This is a genomic window from Psychromicrobium xiongbiense (genome assembly GCF_030271165.1).
GTDB lineage: Bacteria > Actinomycetota > Actinomycetes > Actinomycetales > Micrococcaceae > Renibacterium > Renibacterium xiongbiense.
Genome location: NZ_JASSZH010000014.1, coordinates 65435 through 82368 on the forward strand (window position 1 = coordinate 65435; position 16934 = coordinate 82368).

At 59.5% G+C, this 16934-nt stretch carries 12 protein-coding genes; 8 read left to right on the top strand and 4 right to left on the bottom strand.

What is annotated here, in order from left to right; translation table 11 throughout:
* Positions 1 to 6: 6 nt before the first annotated feature.
* From QQM37_RS05710 to QQM37_RS05720, 3 genes are read right to left on the bottom strand one after another with little or no spacing between them, the layout of a single operon-like run.
* Positions 7 to 867, bottom strand: a complete 861-nt coding sequence (locus QQM37_RS05710; protein ID WP_285725750.1) for a fumarylacetoacetate hydrolase family protein — start codon at positions 865 to 867, stop codon at positions 7 to 9.
* Positions 864 to 1778: an SMP-30/gluconolactonase/LRE family protein gene (locus QQM37_RS05715; RefSeq protein WP_285725624.1), complete on the bottom strand. Its 915-nt coding sequence runs from the start codon at positions 1776 to 1778 to the stop codon at positions 864 to 866. The genes QQM37_RS05710 and QQM37_RS05715 overlap by 4 nt, the downstream gene beginning before the upstream one ends.
* Complete coding sequence (locus QQM37_RS05720; protein ID WP_285725625.1) at positions 1775 to 1930, bottom strand: hypothetical protein; 156 nt, start codon at positions 1928 to 1930, stop codon at positions 1775 to 1777. The genes QQM37_RS05715 and QQM37_RS05720 overlap by 4 nt, the downstream gene beginning before the upstream one ends.
* Before the next feature lie 81 nt (positions 1931 to 2011).
* On the opposite strand from QQM37_RS05720, the gene QQM37_RS05725 reads away from it, so the two are divergent.
* The 4 genes from QQM37_RS05725 to QQM37_RS05740 all read left to right on the top strand — a co-directional run bounded on the left by QQM37_RS05725 (position 2012) and on the right by QQM37_RS05740 (position 10955).
* Positions 2012 to 3721, top strand: a complete 1710-nt coding sequence (locus QQM37_RS05725) for an IlvD/Edd family dehydratase (RefSeq protein ID WP_285725626.1) — start codon at positions 2012 to 2014, stop codon at positions 3719 to 3721.
* A gap of 151 nt (positions 3722 to 3872) precedes the next feature.
* Positions 3873 to 6506, top strand: a complete 2634-nt coding sequence (locus QQM37_RS05730; RefSeq protein WP_285725627.1) for a hypothetical protein — start codon at positions 3873 to 3875, stop codon at positions 6504 to 6506.
* A gap of 68 nt (positions 6507 to 6574) precedes the next feature.
* Positions 6575 to 9220, top strand: coding sequence for a family 78 glycoside hydrolase catalytic domain (locus tag QQM37_RS05735; RefSeq protein WP_285725628.1), 2646 nt, complete (start codon positions 6575 to 6577; stop codon positions 9218 to 9220).
* Complete coding sequence (locus QQM37_RS05740; protein ID WP_285725630.1) at positions 9213 to 10955, top strand: glycoside hydrolase family 36 protein; 1743 nt, start codon at positions 9213 to 9215, stop codon at positions 10953 to 10955. Before QQM37_RS05735 ends, QQM37_RS05740 begins: the two co-directional genes overlap by 8 nt.
* A gap of 19 nt (positions 10956 to 10974) precedes the next feature.
* Here the strand turns inward: QQM37_RS05740 and QQM37_RS05745 are convergent, their stop codons facing one another.
* Positions 10975 to 12654 (bottom strand): glycoside hydrolase family protein, encoded by a 1680-nt coding sequence (locus QQM37_RS05745; RefSeq protein ID WP_285725631.1) that lies wholly within the window; start codon positions 12652 to 12654, stop codon positions 10975 to 10977.
* A gap of 213 nt (positions 12655 to 12867) precedes the next feature.
* Between QQM37_RS05745 and QQM37_RS05750 the strand changes: the two genes are divergently transcribed.
* The 4 genes from QQM37_RS05750 (at position 12868) to QQM37_RS05765 (ending at position 16933) form a co-directional block, all read left to right on the top strand.
* On the top strand, positions 12868 to 13791 hold the full coding sequence (locus QQM37_RS05750) for a carbohydrate ABC transporter permease (protein WP_285725632.1): 924 nt from the start codon (positions 12868 to 12870) through the stop codon (positions 13789 to 13791).
* Positions 13788 to 14612, top strand: coding sequence for a carbohydrate ABC transporter permease (locus QQM37_RS05755; protein ID WP_285725633.1), 825 nt, complete (start codon positions 13788 to 13790; stop codon positions 14610 to 14612). Before QQM37_RS05750 ends, QQM37_RS05755 begins: the two co-directional genes overlap by 4 nt.
* 83 nt (positions 14613 to 14695) lie before the next feature.
* Complete coding sequence (locus QQM37_RS05760; protein WP_285725634.1) at positions 14696 to 15961, top strand: extracellular solute-binding protein; 1266 nt, start codon at positions 14696 to 14698, stop codon at positions 15959 to 15961.
* A 198-nt stretch (positions 15962 to 16159) separates the two neighbouring features.
* Entirely contained in the window at positions 16160 to 16933 is a 774-nt protein-coding gene (locus QQM37_RS05765) for an IclR family transcriptional regulator (protein ID WP_285725635.1), read from the top strand.
* The last annotated feature ends 1 nt before the right edge of the window (position 16934 follow it).

Genomic DNA, 16934 nt, shown 5'->3' on the forward strand with positions numbered 1-16934 from the left:
ACGCCTTCATGAAGCTGGCACCACGGTCAGTCGCTGCGTTCCCAGCCCGTCGATGCCGAGCTCCATCACGTCCCGTGGCTGCAACCAGATCTCCGGACGAGAGCCCATCCCGACCCCTGGCGGGGTTCCGGTGTTGATGAGATCGCCAGGCTCAAGAACCAGAAACTGACTGATGTAATGGACGATCAGGAACGGGTCGAAGATCATCGTCGCGGTTGAGCCGTTCTGGCGACGAACGCCGTTGACATCGAGCCACATGCCCAAGTCGAGGACGTCAGGAATTTCGTCCTGCGTAACCAGCCACGGCCCTGCCGGGTTGAAAGTCGCGGCAGACTTCCCCTTGAGCCACTGACCACCGCGCTCCAGTTGGAAGGCGCGCTCGCTGACATCGTTCACCAGCGTCCACCCGGCGATATGGTCGCGCGCCGCTTCCACCGAGTCGAGGTAGCTGGCGCGCTTGCCAATGATGATGCCGAGTTCGACTTCCCAGTCGACCTTGGTGGCACCGCGCGGAATACGCACGTCATCGGTCGGCCCGATCAGTGTGTTCGGCGATTTGGAGAAGAGGATGGGTTCCGTCGGGACCGCCTGGCCGGTTTCAGCTGCGTGGTCCAAGTAGTTCAGGCCGACGCAGATGATCTGGTGTGGACGGGCGAAGGGCGCACCAATGCGCTGGTCGCCTAGGGGCTTGACGGCATCGGTGGCGATCCGTTCTTCGACGAGGGGCCGGATGCGATCGATACCTCCTTGGGTAAAAAAGGACTCGTCGAAGTCCGCGACAACGTCAGCCAGATCGACGTACATTCCAGCTCGGGCAAGCACTGCGGGTTTTTCGGCGCCGGCAGGACCGAGACGAAGGAGCTTCATGCTTTCCCCCATGGTTGGTTATCGGGCAGATGAGAGCCGCACCAGAGCGGCTGGGGAAGTCCACGGACTCCTGGTCTGAGGGTGAAGAGGTGGCCGGAATCCGGATAAGCCGCTCGCTGATCCTCGGTGAGGTCTTGTGTGGCTGTCGTGATGACGAGCGTTTCGAGGTCGGGCCCTGCGAAAGCCACGCTTGAGGTGTGCGGCGCGGGGACGTCGATGACCTGCACGAGATTTCCCGGTGGCGAATAGCGCTGCACCTGACCAAGACCCCAGATGGCGATCCACAGGTAGCCCTCGATGTCGATCGTCATGCCGTCGGGGTGGCCGGCCTCAAGCCTGACAAAGGTCTCACGCTGTCCGACCTCGCCGGACCTAACGTCGTAAGGCCGTCGATACACCGTCCGACGCTCGGTGTCCACGGAATAGAGGACGGTACCGTCGGCAGACCAGACAAGACCATTGGAGAGCGTGAGGTCGTCATCGATGGTGCGCACTGTTCCGTCCACAGCCACTGATACAAGGGTTTCGACGGCAGACGGCCCGCTCAGCGACAGAGTCCCGATCAGATAGCGCCCTGCGGGGTCGGCCTTACCGTCGTTGAGTCGGTGCCCTCCAGGTGACGAAATGATCGGCTGCCATGGAGACAACCGCCCTCCAGCCGAACGGACCCACAGACAATCTGCGCCAGCAATGATCCACTCACCGTTTGCGGCCACACCAACTGCACCGACAGTCTCGTCGAGTCTGATGCGCTCGACGACCCGTACCCTGCCATCCGGTTCGAGCTCACCACTGAGCACGGAGCCACGGCAGATATCCACCCACAGAAGTCGGCCCCGCAACGGATCCCACACGGGCCCTTCGCCGAGGACATACGCTTCCTCGCTGGCGACTACAAGGCTCCCGATCACGCCGTCATCTCCCGCCACCCAGCCTGATCGCTGACGGCACATGCGTCCGTGCCCTTGAGGACCGTGAAGCCAGCACGGATCAGCGCGAAGAGGGCACGACGCGGCGCGACCAAACGTTCTCCGCCATCAATGAGTGACAATGTTCGGGGCATTGGTACCCTCCTCCTCTCGATCGCTTACACTCAATCATAGTTTCATCAATTGAACCACTTTTCCAGGAAATGGAACACACAATGAATCTCCGAAGCTCAGAGTGGTACTCAAGGGACGATCGCAACTCATACATTCATCGAGCATGGATGCGTCGTGGATTGCCACACGATTTCGACACCCGTCCGCAAATCGCCATTGCGAATACCGCCTCCGATCTCACCCCGTGCAACGCCCACTTGACCGAGGTCGCACAGTCGGTGAAGAACGGAATCTACGAAGCGGGCGGCATTCCACTTGAGCTACCCGTGGTGTCGCTGGGCGAGACGCAGGTGCGTCCAACGGCAATGCTCTGGCGAAACATGGCCGCAATGGCAACCGAGGAGATGCTGCGGGCAAACCCGATTGATGGCGTCGTCCTGCTTGGAGGCTGCGACAAGACCATCCCCGCATTGCTGATGGCCGCCTGTTCGGTGGATCTCCCAACAGCGATCGTCCCGGGCGGCCCGATGCTCACTGGCCACTTTCGCGCGGAAGCACTCGGTTGCGGCACCGACGTATGGCGCCTCAGCGAGGAAGTCCGCGCGGGCACGCTCAGCCGACAGCAGTTCACCGCCTCAGAATCGTCCATGATTCGCAGCAAGGGACATTGCAACACAATGGGCACAGCCAGCACGATGGCATTGGTCGCGGAAGCACTGGGCATGGTGATTCCAGGATTGGCAGGAACACCAGCTCCAGACAGCCGACTTCTCGAAGCGGCGCATGAAACCGGGCGACTGTCGGTTGAACTCGTCAGAGAGGAGCGGCGACTGAGTTCCATCCTCACCAAATCGAGTTTCCACAACGCCATTGTCGCCCTGGCAGCCATCGGCGGGTCGACGAACGCCGTGGTCCACCTGCTCGCAATCGCCGGCCGCCTCGGCATCGACCTCACGATTGACGACTTCGACAGAATCGGCGCGAAGGTGCCCCTTCTGGTCAATTTGCAACCGGCCGGAAAATTCCTCATGGACGATCTCCAGCGCGCGGGTGGATTCCGCGCTGTGTTGCGCGAGGTGCACGACCTTCTCGACCCCTCGGCCCTCACGATCACGGGTCAGCCCTTGGTCGACCATCTGAGTGACGCTCATATCTGGGACAAGGAGGTCATCGCACCACGGGAATCACCCATGCTGTCAGCTGCCGGCATCACCGTTCTGCGGGGATCCCTGGCACCGGGCGGAGCCATTATCAAGACCGCCGCCGCGTCACCGCATCTGCTCAAACACCGCGGACGCGCCGTGGTCTTCGACAGCATTGAGGACTTCCACAACCGCATCGACGACCCCGATCTCGACATCGACGCCGATTCGGTGATGATCCTCCGCGGGTGCGGCCCGAAGGGCTACCCAGGAATGCCCGAAGTAGCGAACATGCCCCTGCCGAAGAAGCTTCTCCAACAAGGCGTGCGAGACATGGTTCGCATCTGCGACGGTCGGATGAGCGGAACCGCCTACGGAACGGTGGTGCTCCACGTCACCCCGGAAGCCGCGGCCGGTGGGCCACTCGCCTTAGTGCAAACCGGCGACTGGATCACTCTGGACGCGCACAACCGATGCCTCGACTTGGAGGTCCCCACTGAGGAGCTCGCGAAGCGAAAGCCAAACGAGGCAACCCTGAACGGATTTGCTAACCCACACAGGGGGTGGGAACGGCTGTACGTTGACCATGTTTTGCAAGCAGACCAGGGAGCCGACCTCGACTTCCTGGTGGGATCGAGCGGATGGAAGGTTAGCCGCGAATCCCATTGACCCAACCGCCCCGCCCTGATCGCAGACCGCTTCCGCGATCAGGGCAACTTGCCTGATTACCAATAGATGGAATACTTGTCCAATATTCGACATTAATCTAGGATGCAAGGTGACATAGTGTCGACCATCTTCACCCAAGGAGATTCGCGTCATGAGATCGACCGCAGTTCGACGAAGCATTGCGTTGATTGCAGCCACATTGATGGCAGCTGTCGGTGTGACTGCTTTGATACAGCCAACTCCCGCTCAGGCCTCGTTTCTTGCAAGCGGCACGAATGGGTATCTCGATACATTCACCATGGGAGCAGCGAACTGGAACCCCATGTCCGGGGTTTGGGCTGTCGGTGGTGGGGAGTATCAACAGTCTCAAATCAACCAAGGTGTGGCAGCGACGGCGCTAACGGGACGCCGGTTCGGGGACGCAACCTACAGCGTGGACCTCCGTGTCATGAACAACGACGGCAGCAACATGACCTGGGCAGGCATCCAGTTCAAGAAAATGGCCGATTCCAACTCACCCTTCGATGGTGGATTCACCGTCTATATCCGCGCCAATGGGGACGTAGACCTCTATCGTGTGAACACCGTTCTCGCGACAGCACACACAGGTCTGGACATGACGCAGTATCACCGGCTGACAGTGCAGAATACCGGTGCGCAGATCCAGGTGTTCGTTGATTCGCAGACGTCGCCGATCATCTCAGCAAATGACTCTACGTTTGCTAGTGGCTCTTTCGGGTTAGCGTCATTCTCCTCGGCCTGGGCTTTCGACAACGTGACGATTTCGGCGAACCAGCTGCCATACACGATCGATGTCGGACGGAAGCAACTTCTCTACTCGGACAGTCGCCTTGACCAGACGATCGACAGCTCGTTCGTGACCACCAAAGGCAGCAACGGTCAAGTCAACACCACCCTCGTCAAGAACTCCGTCGAACTCGAACACTACTCCGGTCCGGACGATGCCCCACTGGCCACAAAGACAGCAGACGCACCCAATCAGACCGACTGGCTCGACATGACGAACGTCGACACTGTGAACTATCGCTTCTTCCACGTGTGGGTCCAGAACGTGTATCAGGTGAGTGCAACGGAACAACTCGCCTTCACCCACAACGAGGCGAACCACTACTACGAAGGCAGCGTTACACCGGACTTCTCGATCGGGCTCGCCTATTCCTCTAACAACGGGCAGAGCTGGAAGTTCTTGGGCACCATCGGCATGCCAGGAAATCCGAAACTCAATATCGGTGGTGTGCCGTACGTCATGGTCAACGGAAACTTCTACGTTTACTTCAACGATGGAACCCAAGGCGAGTCGTCAGATCCACTTGCCTGGGTCAGGCATCCGTCCGTGATGTCTGCCCCCATCACCGACGTCATCGCTGCCGCCAAGCAGGGAACCGTCACCACCTGGAAGAAGTATGTGAACGGAACTTTCTCCAGCCCAGCCACCGGTCCCAACTGGATGGCGCCACCCGGGGACGCCATCCTGCCGAACGTTTTCGGAAGCCCCGACACCCACTCGGATGCTGTGTACAACACGGCAATCAGCAAATATCTCATGACGATTCAGGATCAGTTGACAGGCCGGCTGGAACTCTGGTCCTCCTCCGACGGGCTCCGATGGGCTATGGAGACGGTGGTCGATCAAGCTCCGAGTGGGTACATGAACCCATATTCGGCGTTTGTCGATCCGAATGGCCCCTCGTCCGATATGAGTTCCACCGATGGCTCCTTCTGGCTGCAATTCGATGAGAAGGGGTGTCCAAACACAGGCGGTGACTACAACGTCGACAACATCTATCGATCGCAGATCACCATTAACACCAACCCGTCGGCGGCGTACAACGCTTCGGCTGGCTTCTCATCCACTCAGGGACAGAACCAGTGGTCCTACGAGCAGCAGAACCCGAATGGGTCCTTCAGCAATCTCACATGGGACGACGCACAGCAAAGGTGGCAGGGCACGGACCCGAACACCATCGTCACATCCACCGGTCAGCACCCGGACGCGTCGAATGCAGTACGAACCTGGACTGCCCCAAAGGCAGGCACCATCCGCGTGACAGGAAGAGTTGCGAAAGCAGCAGATGCGACATCGGGCGACGGCGTAAACGTGGCTGTACTGAAGAACACCACCCAGGTGTGGCCAACCCAGGGCTGGCAGTATCTCGCGGCGAATAACACCGCCGGAGTCAGTCACGATTTCACGATGCAAGTTGCTGCGGGGGACCGCCTCCGGTTCGTCGTGAACGAGAATCAGACAGTCCAGTTCGACACCACGACCTGGTCACCGGTCATCACCTACGACAGTTACGCTGCGTCAAGCGGCTTCAGCTCCACCCAGGGTGCGAACCAGTGGAGCTATGCATCTGTCGTGAGCGGCCAATTCCAACCCATGACATGGGACCCGACACAAGGACGCTGGCAAGGAATTGGTCAGTTCAACCTGATCGCAAGCACCTGGCAGCACCCAGACGCAGTACCGACTGCCCGCGTGTGGACAGCCCCCCGCGACGGCATCGTCGAAGTCACTACGCTCATCGTTAAGCGAGATAGTGGGGGCGACGGTGTGCTTTACCAAATCACCCAGAACGGCACCGCAGCGCTTCCGGCGAGCGGCGTCTGGGCTCTCGGAGGAACGGACACCGCAGGAATTCCGATCGATGGTTCATTCGCTGTCAAAGCTGGCGATCAACTTGCCTTCATTATTTCGAAAGGTGGGACGAACTACTATGACGCGACCACATGGGATCCGGTGCTCTCCTACGTCACACCCTAGCCAGGTGGGCACCAAAGTTCCCGCTTCCTGCTGACAGCAGGACACCCCTCACGATCAAGGAACAACGGATGACGGTACTCCCGGAAACCTCACCAAACCGCCCTACGGGGCTGAAGACCGAAGGCACAGCCGATCCATTCGGCATCGGAACAGTACGCCCTCGACTGTCCTGGCACTTCGAAAGGCCGCAATTGCCTACGTCGGTTGTCATCGAGGCCGCGACCTGTGCCGACAGACTCATCTCGGGGATTGCAGATCTCTGGTCTACTGAACTTTCCGGCGAGAGTGTTGGGTCAGCTCTCTGGGAGGGAGCGCCTCTGCATAGCCGAAGTTCCGTGGTCTGGCGGGTTGGCCTACGGCGCGAAAATACGGTCACGTGGTCCGAGCTTGCGCAATTCTCAGTCGGCCTCCTCGCCGCCGAGGAGTGGTCAGCGGAATGGCTCACACATTCATGGTGGACGAACCCATCGCCCGATGCGGATCTACCCTGCCCGGTTCTCGGATTCGACTTCACTCTCGATGACCTCCCGACGAGTGCCACCTGGTATTCCTCAGGGGCCGGCGTCTATCAGGCAACGATCAACGCCATGGCTGCCGGGGACGGCGTGCTCGCCCCCGGTTATTCGACGACGTCTCAGAGGCTGCCTGCGCAGGCCCGGTCGGTTGGATCGCTATTGAAAGAAGGCCACAACTCCCTCCGAATATCTCTTGCCCCTGGAATCTCTTGGGTACGCGAGCCACACAGCCGCTATACGAAATTCACCACCGATGCTCTGCCCCCGCGGGTTCTCGGCCAACTCGAGCTGCAGTTCGAGGACGGACGCATGCGTACCATCGCGACCAACGAACTGTGGAGTGCGGCAATCGGGCGCGTGCTCTCGTCTCACTGGTATGGCGGTGAAGATCAAGACGCACGCAGGTCGGCGCTCACGGCCTCCATCGCAGAGGAACCTGATGAATGGGAACAGGCGGTGAGCCTCGGACCTGCCTCACTACACCAGACCTGGTGGCACCTTCGACCGGAGTTGGCCGTCGTCGAGAGAAAGCCGGCAATTTCGGTGGTAAAGCAAGCGAATGGCGACGCCCTCGTCGATTTCGGAGTGAACATCGTTGGCTGGCCGGCCGTCTCGTTTTCCCAGATGGACGCTGGCCGGAGAATCGAGATGTGGCCTTCCGAGGTCGTCAATGATGAGGGCACTATCAACCAGCACAGCATAGGCTCACCCACATATGACAGCTACGTCACGACACATGGGGCACAGACCTGGAGTCCGGAGACCGTCTATCACGGGTTCCGCTATCTCGATGTACGAGGGTTGGGTGACACAGAGGCATCGTTCGAAGCGCGGATCATCCGGGTCGACAACAAGCCAGCAGGATCGCTGACCACCGACGACTCCTTCCTCAATACGCTCCATGCCATTATCAGACGAGCGGTCGAAGGGAACATGTATTCGGTATTCACGGACTGCCCCAACAGGGAGAAGCTCGGTTGGATAGAACAGCTCTACCTTTGCTTTGGTGCGATAGCAAGAAATTACGATGTAGAAGCCCATCTCCGGGATGAGCTACAACAGCTTCGTGACGCCCAGACCGAGGATGGCCTCGTGACGAGCATCTCTCCTGAATCTGCCGACTTCAATGGCATCCCCTTCAATGACGATCCGACCGCTTTCCGAGATGATCCAAACTGGGGTGGCGCCATCGTGTTCCTGACCCTGGCTCACTACCGAGAATATGGGGATGAGCGAGTCCTTCAGGAGAATTGGCAACCGATCACGCGCTTCATCCAGCATCTCTTCTCGCGCTCGGCCGATGGGCTGTTGGACTTCGGCCTGGGCGATTGGATCGCAATCGATGCCTCGACTCCGCGGTCGATGGTCGCATCGTTCGGCTACATCCGACTCCTGGAGGACGCAGCGACGGTTGGCCAGTTAGTCGGCGATCACCAAGCAGCATCGGAGTTTCGGTCGCGTGCCGCATCCGCCCGCAAGGCGTTCGCGACCGCATTCCGCAACGACGACGGGCGTTGGGGTAGTGATAGCCAAGGCTCCTACTCACTTGCGCTCGATCTCAACATCGTTCCGGAGGCCGAACGCGCGGCGGTGTTCGACCGACTCCTCGCCACCATCGAACGAGCGGGAACCCAGGTGACTGTTGGCGAAAACACCTGGCCGTCGATGATTCGCGTCCTGCATCACTATGGAAGAGACGACATCATCAATCGTCTCGTTCGAAACGAGGACGGCCCAGGTTACGGATGGCAGATAAAACTCGGCGCAACAGCCCTGGCTGAGAGTTGGTATGGGGCCGCAGGAGTCGATTTCGACAATTCGCAGAACCACTTCATGCTGGGGATGATCGATGATTGGATGCAAGAGAATATCGCTGGGCTCGCACAGGCACCTGACTCCACAGCCTGGCGAAGGGCGCACATTCGACCGACCGTCATAGACGGTGTCACGGAGGCGAGCGCCACCTACCATTCGGTGCGCGGCGAATTCTCCGTGAACTGGTCGAGCGCCCCGTCATTTCGTCTAAAGGTCTGCGTGCCAGCCGGAGCAACCGCGACTGTCGACGTACCTATTGACGGATCGCAGACACCACACATGGTCGGTTCGCCCCACACTGGCGAGCGCATCGATACGCTCGCCGGTGCAGCGCAGCGATTCGATGTCGGCTCGGGAGAGTGGGAGTTCACGACTGATGCTTGAAGAATTCGATGGGCCGAAATACACCATCACCATTCCACTCACCGACGCGGCGGTGACCGTTCTGGCCAATTGCGAGCTCAAAATACGTGATGGGCTGGCGGGTGTTCAATGCATTGGCAGCGGGCAACCACAGGTAACAGTGCTGCTCTCTGTTCCGCTCGGCGACTCCGTGGCATATTGGCATCCGACTGGGCGTTGGGGCCGTCCGCTACCCCCCGATGGGTTCTTCCACACCTCCATCACCAGCCTGAATTCTTCCGTGCCGCTGGGCTGTGTTTATCAACACAGCGGTCGTTCCACTCTGGGCTTCGCGCTGGACCGCATGATCGACGAGACGAAGATCCAGTACGGGGTGTTGGAAGAGGAAGCGACCTTCCTCATCAGAATTGACTGGAACGGCTTTCGTCTAGGCGAGACCACAGATATCGCACTGGTGAACGGCCTGACCATGGTCGAAACGCTCGACTACCTCAAGCAGTGGTGCATCTCAAAAATCACGATTCCGTTGCTTGCCGTCCCGGCCGCTGCCACCGAACCTGTGTATTCGACCTGGTATTCGTTTCACGCTGAGGTCAGTGAGGCGGCTGTGGCGGCTGAAGCCCGGCTCGCATCCTCATTGGGCTGCCGCACCCTTTTTCTCGACTTCGGATGGCAGGTCAATGCAGACGGCCGACGATTTGAGGGTTGCGGGGATTGGGTCCCGGATACTGAACGGTTTCCTGACCTGATGAAGTTCGTGGACGAGCTGCACGATCACGGCATGGCGACCGTTTGCTGGATCGGTCCGCTCCTCCTCGGCAGGAAGAGCAGCGTGTTCATGAAACTTTCACGGTTTGCTCCTCACTACATTCCGGTCCTCGACGCATACATCCTGGACCCGAGATACGAGGAAGTGCGAAATTTCATTATCGAATCGTGTCTGAAGCTGATCGAAGACTTCCATCTCGACGGATTAAAGATTGATTTTCTCGATACCGCAATGGAATATGCAGGCACGAGCAGTGCCGGCGACATCCACGATGTCGGGGAGGCAACCCGTCTGTTGCTGTCCGATCTGATCGGGCAGCTGCGACTGCGAGGACGGGACGATGTGATGATCGAATTCCGCCAACCTTATGTGAGCCCGGCGATGGCGGCTTACGCCAACATCGTTCGGGCCGGTGACTGCGCGGGCGATGCGGTCACTAATCGGACATCAATCATCGATGCCCGCTTCACGACGCCGCAGCCAGTGCATTCGGACATGATGATGTGGGATCACTCTCTGGATGGCGCTGCAGTCGCCAGGCACCTGCACAGTTCCTTGTTTGGTACACCGCAAATCTCGGTTCTGCTACAGCGAGCTACTGAGGAGCAGCTTGCAGCCGTACGAAGTTGGATTCGCCTGTGGAACACGCTCAAGCCCACGACGCTAGGCGGGGCACTCCTCCCATCCCTCGCCCACTCGAACTACCCCATCGTACGAGCGATGGATGCGAATCGAGCACGCTCCGTTGCCGTCATATACGAGCCGGGGTTCGTCGCGCCAGTCGACGATGTGAGCGAGATGGTCGTCGTCAATGCAACCACCGAGGAAACAGTGGTCGTCGATATCCAAGGCTCGGGCAACTATGTCGCAACGGCCTACGACATCCACGGTGTCACCGCCGCCACGCACCGGGTATCCGCCGGGGTCAGCAGGTTGATGGTGCCACAGTCCGGCTGGCTGAGCCTTCGGCCAGCCGGCGACTCATGAGAGGTTACGGATCTCGAGCTCACACGGCCAGCGGCGGTGCGGAGAAGAGCGCCTGACGGGCGTAGTCGATGTAGCTTGAACGGTCGATCATGTCGGTGAGTGGAGACAAGGTCGTCATGGAGTTAAGGTCGATGACGCTACGGGACTTGGCATCCCAGCGCAGTGGCGATCCTGGCACGACGTCGAGCCTCGCACCTTGGGCACTTTCTGCACCGAACATGATCGGGCCGCGCATGAGGCGTCGCGAGCATGGCAAGGTCGATTCGTTACGCGGAGCAGCCCAGCGAGGAGCGAGCCCGAACTCGTATTCCACCGTGTCCCCCTGCCCGGGGATGAGGGTGCAGCGGATGAAGTCGTCGTGGTCGGGCGTGACATCAATGAGCTCTCCGCGGACCTTCACCGTTGCGCCATCGGCCCACGCAGGGGCCCAGAAGGCGAGGGTGACCGCTTCGTCGGGCCCCGATTCGTAGGTGAGCGACATCCGGCCCTCCTGCGGATAGGCACTTTCGCATCGCCAGACCTGCTGACCTGCCGTAGTATCAACGTCCAGCAGACCGGAAAAGAAAAATGGGAAAGCGAGTTCACCCTGGCGCAGGCGTGCGCTGAAGTCGTTCGCCGTGGCCAGCCCCTCCGCACCCCGCATGGTGCAGCACCACCAGGCCTCATCCAACGCGACAGTCAGGACAGCAGGGTGAGGATCAGTTGCGCCGAGCACCGTATCGCAACCGAACCCACCATTGAAGCGTTGAGCGTGCCCGAGCCCGTTGTAGTAGATTTCGTGGGCATCGGAGAGCCACAAGGCATCGTCCGTGAGTTCCCACAGTTGGCACGCGATCATGAAGGAGTCGACGACGGCGCACGGCTCCGTGTGAGTCGGCCGGCCGAACCAGTTCCAGTTGCCGCTATTCTCACTCATGCCCACAGTCTTGTAGATTCCGAAACGTCTGATGGCCTCGAGGAGGAGATCCGGACGTCCCGTGTAGTGGTGCCAACGCAGAAGTGCGCGGACCCCGGTGAGCGTTGCATGGGTCTGCGCCTCGATGGCCAGGAGATCCACCTGCAGGAACCGCGCAATAACCTCCTCAACCAGTTCGTGGAGCGCGGGAAGATTGAGGAGGGTCGCGGCGTGGGCCAGGCCGTCGAGAAAGATGAAGTCACATCCGATGTCCGTGGAGACCCACCAAGAGCCTACGACCTCTGCAGCTTCGCCGATCACACCACCCACAGCCCGATTGCGGGCGGCCGGATCGATCGGATATTCGGCATGTGCTCCAGCGGTAGGGAGCGCTAGTTCTCGAACGATGGTTTCGATGCGAGCACGGATGGAAGGGTCTCCACCGTCTGCGTAGATCTCGCACAAGGCCCGGAGCAACCAACCGTGCCCGGCAAGTTGTTGTTCGTCATGGAGCGAAGGTTTTGCCAGTGCACCGAAGTATCCTGCGGAATTCGCGAACTCATCGAAGAGCGCGAGCGCGGTCGGTAGGTGGAGGGCGCTACGGCCGGTTGCCCGCTCGAGGAGCACCCAGGCCAGCAACCCGCGACCCTCAGTGTCCGCCGGCCATTCGTAGTCCCTGTCCTGGAAGAGGCCACGACGCTCGCTGTCAGCCGCCCGCGGTGCATACTGCTCCGATTCGAGTCGATCGAAATTTCGGTGGAGCCGGTGGCCAAGATCGCCGCCGGGGCTAAAGCGTACCTTCATAGTGGCGTTACCTGTCTCGTAGAGGGGAACCTGCGGGTCGCGGTGCAGTATCAAAATACACACCAACCTTTCGTCATATTCCATTAATTGGATCGATTTGACGACTATCTGAAATCATTGTAGCCTCTACTGAGACGTTTCAATCGGGGTTCGGCTCCGACTTTCATCGTTCACCGCGCTCACAAAAATCACCCGGAGGCAAGGAGGCCGACAGTGGCAGTACTACCGGCATCGGCCCTGGGTCGCACGCAAGCAGGTCGGGCTCCTCATCGAGCCGGGCTGAGAGTCCCCTGGTGGTTTCTTGTTCCGGGTCTTGCCGTCTACATTTTCGTGGTGATCTGGCCTACTTTGCAGGGAATGGGCTTTGCCTTCACCGACTGGAACGGCCTCTCATCTCACTTCTCCTTCGTCGGTTTCGAGAATTTCACCAAAGTGCTCGGCGACAAGGACGCTATTTCCGCGATCCAAAACACCCTCGTGCTCGCCTTTGTCGTCACGCTGTTCCAGACCCTCTTCGGTCTCCTCCTCGCACTCGGCCTCAATCAGCGACTCAAGACCCGCAACCTACTGCGCACCATCTTCTTCATGCCAGTCGTCCTCACTCCTCTGGTCGCCGGATACGTCTGGAGCTACCTGCTTGCTCCGCGGGGTGCCCTGAACTCTCTGCTCGACAGTGTTGGGCTTGGAGTTCTTTCCCACGACTGGCTGGGAGATCCCTCGACAGCGCTAGGCGCCATCTGCGTCACCATCGTGTGGCAGTTCTCTGGGTACTCCATGGTCATATTCCTGGCCGGGCTGCAGGCGATCCCCGATGAACTCATGGAGGCAGCGATCATCGACGGCGCTGGCCCCTTCCAGCGGTTCTGGCGAGTAACCTTCCCGCTTCTGAACGGATCGGTCGTCATCGTCCTGCTCCTGACCATGATCGGAAGCCTGAATCAGTTCGCACAGGTGTACGTCATGACGAAGGGTGGCCCGTTCCATGCAACGGAGACGATCTCCACGCTGATCCTGAAGAAGGGTTTCCAGGCGGGCGACTATCCCTATGGCACCGCCCTGGGAGTGATCATGGCAATCATCGTTGGCGCCTTCGCCATCCTCCAATATCGACTGACCACACGGCGGGTGACCGAATGATTAATCGATACACCTGGCGCACTCTCACTCTGGAGGCCGCGCTCGCGATCGCAGCCTTGATCACCATGATTCCGATCATCGGGCTCGTCAACGTGTCCTTCAAGGATCAGCGCAATAACTCGGAAGCACTTGTCATAGCTGGCAACTACACTCTCGAAAACTACGCCACGGCATGGCGCGAAGGCTTCCTGGGAGCCGCCATCGCCAACACCGTTTTCATCACCACTGTCAGCGTGGCCGTCATCGTGCTGATCGGCGCATTCACGGCGTACCCCATTGCCCGCATCGGCCAGCGGTGGTCGCGCTGGGTCTTCTACCTGTTTCTGCTCGGTCTCGTCATTCCAGCCCAGCTGGGCCTCCTGCCGCTCTACCGCGCGGTGAGCGGACTGGGTCTGGTCGGGACGCCGTGGTCAGTCATTCTCCTCGCCATCGGAGGTGGAATGCCTTTCACTGTGTTCATCTTCACGACCTTCCTCCGGGAGTCGGCCCGCGAGTACGAGGAAGCTGCCCTGATCGATGGGTGCGGGCCCGTACTGACTTTTGTGCACATCGTCTTCCCGCTCCTACGGCCAGCTATCGGGACGGTGGCAATCCTCAACGCCCTTGCAATCTGGAATGACTTCTTCGTTCCTCTGCTCTACCTGAGTGGGAGCGGTCAGGAAACGGTTCAGGTGAGGATTCATTCCTTCGTCGGCCAGTACACCGCAAATTACCCGGTGATCTTCGCGGCGCTCACGCTGACGTCAATTCCGATCCTGCTTGCCTATCTGTTCCTCCAGAAGAACATCATTCAGGGATTCGCCGGTGGAGTAAAAGGCTAAATGGTCGTTCGCCCGCACATCCTTCAACCACGTTTGCAATCACCATCAGGAGCAGCGCTCCGAAGAGAGAGGACGTTTCAAAGATGAAACTCACCCACAGAAAACGAGGTGCCGCTATTCTCGCGGTCGCCGCGCTTGCGAGTGCGCTCGCCGGATGCTCGACGAGCGCAGATACCGGGGGCGGTGACAAGATACTCACGGTTTCCGTTGACGTCCAGGACCGTCTCACTCAGATCATCAAGAACTTTGAAACGGCGAATCCTGGCGTCAAGGTCAAAGTCACCGCGAACGCCGACTCGTACGCCGAGTATATGCAGACCCTGATCGCGGCAGGCACTGCTCCCGATGTGATCAGGACCTTCCCCGGCAGCGGAAACACCATGGGAATTCATATCCTCGCTAAGGCTGGGGTGCTCACTGATCTGAGTGGAAACAGCTGGGCTAAGAACCTCACGAAACAGCAGGTGGGCCTTTTCGGGCAGAACGACAAGGTCTACTCAGTGCCGCTGGGGGCAACAGGCATCGGCGTGCTGTGGAACGACCAGGCGATGGCGTCTGTTGGCGCTACACCTCCGAAGACATACAGCGAGCTGCTCAACCTCTGCCGGACAGCCAAAGAGAAGGGCAAGGTCGCGTTCGCGCTGTTCCAGAAGGGCGGCAATGTCGTTCAGAGCTATTCCCAGGTAGCGTCACTGGTTTACGGCAAGAACCCGAATTTCTCGAAAGACCAGAGCACGGGTAGCGCTACCTTCGCCGGATCAGGGTGGCAGACTGCATTCGAGCAGCAGCTTGAGTTGAACAAAGCCGGTTGTTTCAACGATTCGGTCAATGGAACCGATTGGCCGGCCGCCTCGACGCTGGTCGGCAATGGTGGTGCCCTGGGAATCATCGCCTTCTCCGAGATCAGTGGCCTTCAGGCGACCGCCCCAGCTAAGACAACATGGACCATGAGTGCGATGCCGACCGGTGACAACCCTGCAGGCAACTACATGGCGGTCGCAGATTCCACCGGATTCGGTATCAACGCGAAGGCGAAGCAGCCGGAGCTTGCGGCCAAATTCATTGCCTACCTCGCCACCCCAGAAGCGCAGAACGCGTTCGCCAACGCTCTTGGAGGTGCGCCGGCAATCCCGAACGATTCGTTCAAACCGCAGAACACCCAGCAGGAGGTCGTTGCCAAGTTCAAGGCCGACAACAAGGTCGGCCCCTGGCCAGACCAGGACTGGCCAGGAAGCTCCGTCCAGGAGACACTGAATGAGGTTGTCCAGGAACTGTTTGCTGGAAAGGCCACCCCCGCGCAGGCCGCAGAGAAGATGGACACGGCTTACAAGGCGGAACTGAAAAAGTAGCTGCATTACAGCTGGGGGCTCACCGATCGGTGAGCCCCCAGCTGCGATTTTGTGTCCCGGCACCAACACAATACGAACCGGGTGGTGAACCGCGCGCAAAGGGGTGAATCTCGAGCAAACTCCGCAGCAGCTGCCGAAAGTTCCGACAGTCTGAATGTAAATTTGCTAGACTGAATACCTACTTGAGAGGTGTCTACCATGGTCGCTACCGACGATAAGAACCTGGTTGGCGCTGAGCGTGTTCTCTCGGTCCTGATCGCCCTTGCCGAGGAGCCTGATGGGCTCTCGCTGGACGAACTCACCCGGCGGATCGGCAGCGCCAAGCCGACAGTACATCGCGCCCTTGCTTCGTTGCGAAAGCTCGGACTCGCCAATCAACTGGGCCGAGGAACCTACGTGCTCGGCGACGAATTCGTGCGTCTTGCCTACTTGCATCAAGGGCGACGATCGAGCGTCGCGCGAGTTGAGCCGTTCCTTGAAGCGCTTACCCGCGAGTTCGGGGAGACGAGCCACTTCGCCATCCTCGACGGCGACGAAGTCGTCTACCAGGCGAAGAGCGACCCAGTGGAAGGTGCAATCCGGCTCACATCGACGATCGGGGGGCGAAATCCGGCCCGTCGTACTGCGGTTGGCAAACTTCTCCTTGCCTACCGATACCCAGAGAAACAGAGCGCTCTCGAGTGGGTGATGACCCAGACACTGACGGCGAAGACAGCGAAGACGATCACCGACCCTGACGCCTTGGTTGACACGCTCATAGCCGCTCATGAACACGGATTCGCCGTCGACGATCAGGAGAACGAGACAGGCGTGAATTGTGTAGCTCTCCCAATCTTCCTGGACTCACCACATGAGCCGACCGGTGCCGTCAGTGTGAGTGGATTGTCCTTCCGCACACCTTTGAGCCGCCTCGTCGAGTCCATCCCGCAGATCAGAACGCTCGCCGCCGAATTCGACATCCGTACCCGATAAC

Bases quoted from the DNA above. Each gene is read 5' to 3' on its own strand.
- QQM37_RS05765 (WP_285725635.1), top strand. From the start codon at position 16,160: ATGGTCGCTACCGACGATAAGAACCTGGTTGGCGCTGAGCGTGTTCTC.
- QQM37_RS05740 (WP_285725630.1), top strand. From the start codon at position 9,213: ATGCTTGAAGAATTCGATGGGCCGAAATACACCATCACCATTCCACTC.
- QQM37_RS05735 (WP_285725628.1), top strand. From the start codon at position 6,575: ATGACGGTACTCCCGGAAACCTCACCAAACCGCCCTACGGGGCTGAAG.
- QQM37_RS05710 (WP_285725750.1), bottom strand. From the start codon at position 867: ATGAAGCTCCTTCGTCTCGGTCCTGCCGGCGCCGAAAAACCCGCAGTG.
- QQM37_RS05755 (WP_285725633.1), top strand. From the start codon at position 13,788: ATGATTAATCGATACACCTGGCGCACTCTCACTCTGGAGGCCGCGCTC.
- QQM37_RS05730 (WP_285725627.1), top strand. From the start codon at position 3,873: ATGAGATCGACCGCAGTTCGACGAAGCATTGCGTTGATTGCAGCCACA.
- QQM37_RS05725 (WP_285725626.1), top strand. From the start codon at position 2,012: ATGAATCTCCGAAGCTCAGAGTGGTACTCAAGGGACGATCGCAACTCA.
- QQM37_RS05720 (WP_285725625.1), bottom strand. From the start codon at position 1,930: ATGCCCCGAACATTGTCACTCATTGATGGCGGAGAACGTTTGGTCGCG.
- QQM37_RS05745 (WP_285725631.1), bottom strand. From the start codon at position 12,654: ATGAAGGTACGCTTTAGCCCCGGCGGCGATCTTGGCCACCGGCTCCAC.
- QQM37_RS05760 (WP_285725634.1), top strand. From the start codon at position 14,696: ATGAAACTCACCCACAGAAAACGAGGTGCCGCTATTCTCGCGGTCGCC.